Genomic DNA, 7402 nt, shown 5'->3' with positions numbered 1-7402 from the left:
AGGAACATGGAGGCAAAGTATTGCTGGCCACTTCTTGGATTACAACATAGAAGGGTTTGGGGTAACAATAAGATTGGGACAGTGAACCTCTTATCCAAACAACATTGATAAGAGACTATCGTTTTTTCAAACCCTGCCATTGGCGGGGTTTTTTGTTAATGCGTTTCCCTGATCGATAATTTCTATCAGTTTGACAGGCACAATTGACTTTCTTCCCGATAGTAGATATTCTTGAGTGTTCAAAAACGCTGATCGACAACTTATTTCATTTTTTTACTCAAACGCTGATGACGCATTTTGAAATTTAGCGCTGTCCTGATAAGCTGGTTGCTGGTTGTTGGTTTTAACGCTCACGGTGGCATTTCGCAAGGCGACCTTGTTGGAGCTTCCGTTTCCATTGATTCTTTACGGTTGCTGAGAGAGCAGGGCGACTATGCTGCCTTACGTCCGCTTTGCTTGCAGTACCTGAATAGCCCAGTTGCTGCTGAAAACAAGGCTGAGGTATTGTATTTTATGGCATTGACTTATCAGATCGGAGATGCTTCTGAAGGCGTGTTGAAGACAGATTCTATCATTCAGCTGCTCAACGGAATGCCTGAAGCAAGTGTACAGAAGTGGGCGTCTCGTTCAAGAGCTCTTCAGGCAAGCTATCATCGCAGAGCGGGTCAAATGGATGAGTCGATAAAGCTTTGTGAGGAAGTGATCGAAGATAACAAGGATTCAATCGCCAACTTTATGGCAATCAGGAATATCAGCATTACCTACAGGCAGCTCGATAAATACGACTCCGCTTTGTCCTACGCCTTCGAAGCAGAAAGCCTTGCGAATCTACTGGGGGATAAGTTCAGAATTCATCAGGCCACTCAAAACCTGGTAAACCTTTTCAGTATTTTGGGAGAATACGATAAAGTGATCGAGGGCGAGATTCGGCTGTTAAAAATTGCCACTTCGCTGGGCAATCTTAGTCTGGTGGTCACCGACCAAATCAATTTGGGATCCAGTTACGGCACTCAGAACCAACCCGATAGCGCTATTTTTTATTTCAACAAAGCCATTGCCGGAGCCCGGGAACTTGGAGATATCGGAAGTCTTTCCATGGCGTTGCATAACCTTGGTGGTTTGTACAAGGAATTGCATCGATACAACGAAGCCATCGCAGTTTTAAATGAAACGTTAAAGTATTCGAAAGAAGCCGGGCAGGTACCCGTTACCATCCGCAGTCTTAATTTCCTGGCAGAAGCCTATCTTGGAGTGAAGAGTTACGGGAACGCAGAAAAATATACCAAGGAGGCGTTGATGATGGCAAAGGAGAGGAGCATGACCTTCGATATGGTCTTAAACTACGACCTGCTGTCGAAAATTTTTGAAGCGAAGGGGGAACTCAAAAGGGCCATTGAACAACTGAAGATCAAGCATCAACTTGAGGACAGCCTGGTAAATTCAGCAAAGTTTCGGGCTATCGAAGAAATTGAAACCAAGTACGAGAACGACCGGAAAAATGAGGAAATCAGAAACCTGAAGCAGCAAACAGAAATACAGATGCTCCAGATTCAGCAGCAACGCCTGTTCCTCGGCTTGTCCATCGTGCTGGCTCTCTTCGTTGCAGCCGTCATTTACTTCGTTTACCGCCAAAGAGCATTGAAAGCCCAAACGAATGAGTTAATTACCCGCCAGAAGCTTTTGAGGGCCCAAATTAATCCTCATTTCTTTTTCAACGCTTTAACTACCATACAAAGCCACTTACACAGAGAAAGAGATATCGAGGCTTCCAGCGAATATCTGGTGGGCTTTTCCAAGTTGATGCGCAACACGCTGGAGTTTAGCATTGAGGAGCTTATTTCGCTAGAGGAAGAAATTGAGATGGTGTCGGCTTACATGCAACTTCAGGAAGTGAGAAACAACCACAAGTTCGAAACCAGCATTATCGTGGGTGAAGAAATTGACGCAAGCGAGTTGATGCTTCCACCCATGTTGACTCAACCTTTTTTAGAAAATGCTGTGGAACATGCTTTTAAAAATAGACAGTCGAAGGGCTTGGTGGCTATTAATTACACAGTGGATGGAAGCCGGTTGATGATCACCATTGAGGACAATGGTGAAGGAATTGCAAGTGATAGCGAGCAAAATAAGAACCACAAGTCGAGGGCAACCGGGATTACCGAAGAAAGGATCAGATTACTGATGAAGACTTTGAAGCAGGAAGTGAGTTTCTCCGTTGACAACAAGATGAATGACGAAGGAAAAATAAGCGGCGTAAGAGTAAAGTTCAGGCTCCCGTTATTACTTTCGGATGACGCATGAGAACGGTTGTTATAGACAATGAGCCAGAAATAGTGGCGCTGCTACTCGAACTGATCGGGCAGCACTTGCCTCAGCTGCAAGTGGTGGGAACTGCCAATGGGGTTGCAGAAGCGGCCATGCTGATCGCCAAAGAAAAGCCTGGGCTTGTTTTTCTTGATGTGGAAATGGACGATGGAACAGGCTTTGACCTCCTTCAGCGGCTGCCACAACGTGATTTTCAAGTGATTTTTGTAACGGCTCATAGCAAGTACGCCATTCAGGCCATAAAAATGAATGCGCTGGATTATCTGCTTAAGCCGGTGAGCGTTTCCGACCTGACGGAGGCTGTGGAAAAAGTACTGTCCAAAATGAAAAGCAGCGCACCACAACCGACTGTACAACACCTCATCGATTTTCTAAGCGCTTCTAATCAATCTCGAAAAATCGTTCTCCGAAGCGCTGAAAGTATCCACATAGTGAACGTAGCAGATATCGTTTGGTGTGCTGCCGAGGGCAGTTACACCAGTTTCAGGGTAGTGGGAGAACCCGATCTGCTGATTTCCGGACATCTCAAAGAGTACGAAAGACTGCTCGAAGACTATAAATTTTATCGACCACACAACTCCTACCTCCTCAATCTTCAGCACGTGAAGAGATTCGATAAAGCCGATGGAGGCAAAATCGTTATGAGCGACGATAGTGTCTTGCCGGTATCTACCCGCAAAAAAGAGCAACTCATTCAGTTGATAACCTCAATCCACTAACTTTCACTTTTCAATCCCTTCGTCTGCAGTTTTCCCGCAAAAGCCAGCAGTTATCAATCGACTGAGTTTGACGCTGATTTCTATCCGATGATTGTATCCATGCGCATGGGACTTTAGTAGCCTGTGCGTTGAAATGATCACTTTTTCAGGACAGAAAATCGGTAAATTATGAAATCGAAAACCAAATTTTTGGCCTTTGTTGGCTGTGTAGCGGTAAATTTTTTAATGGTGAGCCCATTGGCGGCTCAAAGTTACGTGTATGGCGTAACGGAGCAAAGCGAAAACGGCACGCTTGGCGGAAATATCTATCGGTTTACGCCACAAGACAAGATATCTGAGATTGTGGCAACAATGCCAGTCGAGAACAAAGGAAGCCATCCTGTGTCGTCAATGATCAAGCATTCCAACGGATTTTACTATGGCACTACCGGAGACTATGCAGGTCTCATTTACCGTTTTGATTTAGAGAGCAATCAGTACACAGTCATTCATGAGTTTGATGCGAACGATAATGTTAATGGTTGGAGAGCGGCTGGTGGTGTAATCGAAGGAAGTGACGGCAAGTTGTATGGCATGGCTACCTATGGCGGCTACTCTGAGTACGGGTTGATTTATTCCTATGACCTGGCACAAAATAGCTATTCGGTGCTATATGAATTTGGCACTGGGCCAAATGACGAGGGTTCGTATCCGAAGGGTAGGCTCCTGGAGTTTTCGCCCGGAGTTTTCTACGGGATGACAGAGTCCGGAGGTGTCTATGATCAGGGACAACTCTTCAAATATGATTTGGTGAACGATGCCTATACGAGTGTGGCTGAGTTCTTTTCTTACAATGGATACCTACCAACAGGGACACCCCAAAAAATGGGAGGCGATAAGATAATTGGGGTTACAAAACTCGGAGGAGCCTACGGCAACGGGGTCTTGTTTGAGTATAACATAACGACCGCCAATTACGGCGTACTAGTTGATTTCAGTAGCACTACCTCAGGACGATTTCCAAATGAACCATTGGTAGCTTCTGACGGAAACATTTACGGAACAACCTCTGAAGGTGGTAACAGTAGTGGTGGGGTATTTTACAAATATGATGTCGGCGTAGGTCAACTAGACGTTCTCCATAATTTTGACAGTGATGATAATTTAGGAAACAGGGCTTTTGGTCACCTTGTGGAGTCTCCCAGTGGAAGAATTTACGGAACTACAGAACGGGCCAATAATGGGCTTTATCAGTATCATGGAAATATTTTTGAATATGACCTAACAAACGAAACACTGTCTAATAGACATTCATTTGATGCTAAAAATGGAAAAGGGCCAAAAAACGGCTTGACGGTGATTTCGAGTGGTGTCTTTCTGGGAACCACCTATGAAGGAGGTGCTTCGGGATTGGGTACTATTTTCAAATATGATGCTAACCAGCACGATTTTACTAAGCTCATTGATTTCAGCCATGCACCGTTTGGGTCAAGTCCAAAAGGAGGACTGACTGCTACAGCAAGTCCAAACGGGCTGTTTTATGGTGTGTGCTACAGTGGGGGCCCGGATGAAAACTCCGGCACCATCTATTCCTTTGACCCCACGTCGAATGAGTTAGCCCTGGTCCATGATTTTGTCTATGAAGAAGGTGGCTATCCGACCAGCGGGCTCATTCTAACCACCGATTCTATTCTCTATGGAGTAACAAGCGAAGGTGGAAACCTTTCCGGCAACCTGGCGCTGGGTACATTATATAGTTTCGATCTGAAGTCGGGAGTTTACACTCAGCTATACAATTTACCCCTTTCTAACGGCGAAAAGAGTGAGCTTATTTTGCTCAACAACAAGCTGTATGGCACCGTGAATGACGGTGGCCAGTACAACAAGGGAATGATTTATGAGTATGACCTCACTTCGGGAGTATTCAGTATTATTTACGAGTTTGACGCAGAAGGCTACCTGCCAGTGGGGCATCCAATCGTTGCCAGCGACGGTAAGCTTTACGGGATGACAAAAGCTGGTGGCTCGGGTAACTATGGAGTGATTTACAGCTTCAGTATCAACAGTTCTGCCTATACTGTAGAGCATGAGTTTGTTGCGGGATTGGCGGGTGGTAGTCCTGCCGGAACACTGGTGGAAGGTGCCAATGGTATTTTTTACGGCACTACCGAGAACGGAGGGGATCAGACAGGAGGCATTTTGTTTAGGTTTACACTCGCCAGCGGAAACATCTCAGTTCTGCGTGAGTTTTCGGATGGTTTTGATGCTTACTTCCCTTTTGGGGAATTAACATTGTCTTCAGAAGGCATCCTTTACGGGCAAACTTCCCAGCAGCAACAGAATATATCTGATGCAATTGGAGGCATTTTTACCTACGACCTCAATAACTCCACCTATGCCAGGCTCACCGATTTTCCTGGCGACATACCTAACGATGCGCTCAATACCTATTGTCTGTATCCAGTTTACGATGTTGTGGGGTCAAAACAAGTTAATCTTTGCCCGGGAGAAGACCTGGCGATTTCAGTTAGTACCGACAACACCGACACCTTCGTTTGGAAGAAGGACGGCGTTGAGGTTCCTGCTGCTACTGCCAATATATTTTTCAAAAGCGCAGCAACGGTGTCTGATGCTGGTACTTATACGTTTGAACTTACCAACGCCTGCGGTACTATTAGCGGCGAGGTGAAGGTTTTCGTAAGTGACATATCTGCCACTTTCACAAAGACCGACATCCTTTGCTTCGGAGAAGCGACCGGAGTAATAGCCATTGTGCCATCTGGAGGTGTGGCTGGTTATGAGTTCAGCCTCGACGGCATCAATTTCCAGACAACTGATTTCACGGAACTGGCGGCCGGTACTTACGATATTACCATCAGGGATGCCAATAACTGTTCAATAGAAATTCAGCAAACGCTTTCGCAACCTGCTGCGGCGTTAAGTGCCTCCTTTACTTCTTCAGCCGTTGATTGCAACGGCAATAATACGGGAAGTATTGAAGTGGACGCAAATGGCGGAGTGGGGCCTTACGAGTACTCGTTAGATGGGGCGAACTTCGTTAGCTTCGCATCGTTCGGAGCCCTTCCGGCAGGTGCCTACCCGGTGACGGTAAGAGATGCCAACGGATGCTCAGTAACTGAAACGGTAGACGTAATCGAGCCAGTGGCATTGTCCGTTGCACTGGTTGAGCAGCCGATTTCCTGTGTTGGTTTAGTAGACGGAAGCCTCTCTGCTACTGGTCAGGGAGGAACTGCTCCCTATGAGTATAGCATCGATGGTACCAACTTTCAATCGGACGTGCTATTTGGACAATTGACGGCTGGAGACTACACCATTACCATAAAGGATGCCAATGGCTGCATAGCTTCCGCTGATGCTTCTATTATTGAGCCCGAAGTTTTTACCGTCTCTGCTTCAGTAGCGAATGCCTCTTGCCATGGCACTGCCAGCGGCTCCATTTCCATTGCTGTGACCGGCCCTGACGCCACTGCTTACACTTATAGCATCGACGGAGAGGCGTTTCAGGATACCCCTACTTTCGGATCTCTTGTATCCGGCAGCTATACGATTAGTGTGAAAAGCGCCGCAGGGTGCGTGGTTGAAACGGACGCAACGGTCAGTCAGCCTGACCAGCTTTTAGCTTCCACAACTGTGGTCAACACCACTTGTGGAGAAAACAACGGGTCTGTCAGCATTTCCGCCGCAGGAGGTTCTGGCACTTATTCCTACAGCCTGGAGGGAAGCGATTTCGTTGCGGATACTTCATTCGCTGGTCTTGCCGCTGGGAACCATACAGTACAGGTGAAGGATGAAGCCGGTTGCGTCACAGATGTTGCATTTACCGTAGCAGCAAGTACTGGTATTGCGCTGACACTGACAGAAGCAGAGGGATTGGTAACGGCGACGGCTGAAGGTGGAACAGCCCCCTATCAATTCTCAATAAACGGCGCAGAGTTCCAGGAAGGCAATGTTTTCAACCTTGCTCCCGGCGACTATTCCATCAGTGCGCAGGATGCCAATGGCTGCGGCGCAGGTCAGGAAATAACCATTGAAGTGGAAACTGGCATTGGCGACCAGTTTCTGCAAAATGAGATGCTTGCATATCCTAACCCATCCAGTCAATCGATCTCTTTTAATGCTACCACCATAAAAACTGTGCGCTTATTTGACCTGTCGGGTAACAAGGTGATGACAGTGAATAATTATCGAACACGGGAAAGTATCGATCTGTCTCATCTTGTGCCTGGCGTGGTCATCGTGGAACTGGAACTATCAACCGGCAAAAGGATAAAACAAAGACTGATTATCGAAAGATAGTCCACAACAACCGTGATCATTACGAAAGACCCTGCCATTGGCGGGGTTTTTTGTTGTCTATT

3 protein-coding genes are annotated in these 7402 nt (G+C 46.5%); all 3 read left to right on the top strand.

Annotation, left to right across the window (positions count from 1 at the left end; all coding sequences use genetic code 11):
- Window positions 1–297: 297 nt before the first annotated feature.
- A complete protein-coding gene (locus AAC052_RS13855; RefSeq protein ID WP_339813940.1) occupies window positions 298–2301 on the top strand; it encodes a tetratricopeptide repeat protein in 2004 nt (667 codons plus the stop codon).
- Window positions 2298–3044: a LytTR family DNA-binding domain-containing protein gene (locus AAC052_RS13850; RefSeq protein WP_339813938.1), complete on the top strand. Its 747-nt coding sequence runs from the start codon at window positions 2298–2300 to the stop codon at window positions 3042–3044. The genes AAC052_RS13855 and AAC052_RS13850 overlap by 4 nt, the downstream gene beginning before the upstream one ends.
- 168 nt (window positions 3045–3212) lie before the next feature.
- Complete coding sequence (locus tag AAC052_RS13845) at window positions 3213–7340, top strand: choice-of-anchor tandem repeat GloVer-containing protein (RefSeq protein WP_339813937.1); 4128 nt, start codon at window positions 3213–3215, stop codon at window positions 7338–7340.
- Window positions 7341–7402: the final 62 nt, after the last annotated feature.

Origin of the sequence: uncultured Imperialibacter sp., assembly GCF_963974565.1 — a bacterium.
Classification (GTDB): Bacteria; Bacteroidota; Bacteroidia; order Cytophagales; family Cyclobacteriaceae; genus Imperialibacter; species Imperialibacter roseus.
This window is presented reverse-complemented; position numbering and strand designations above follow the sequence as displayed.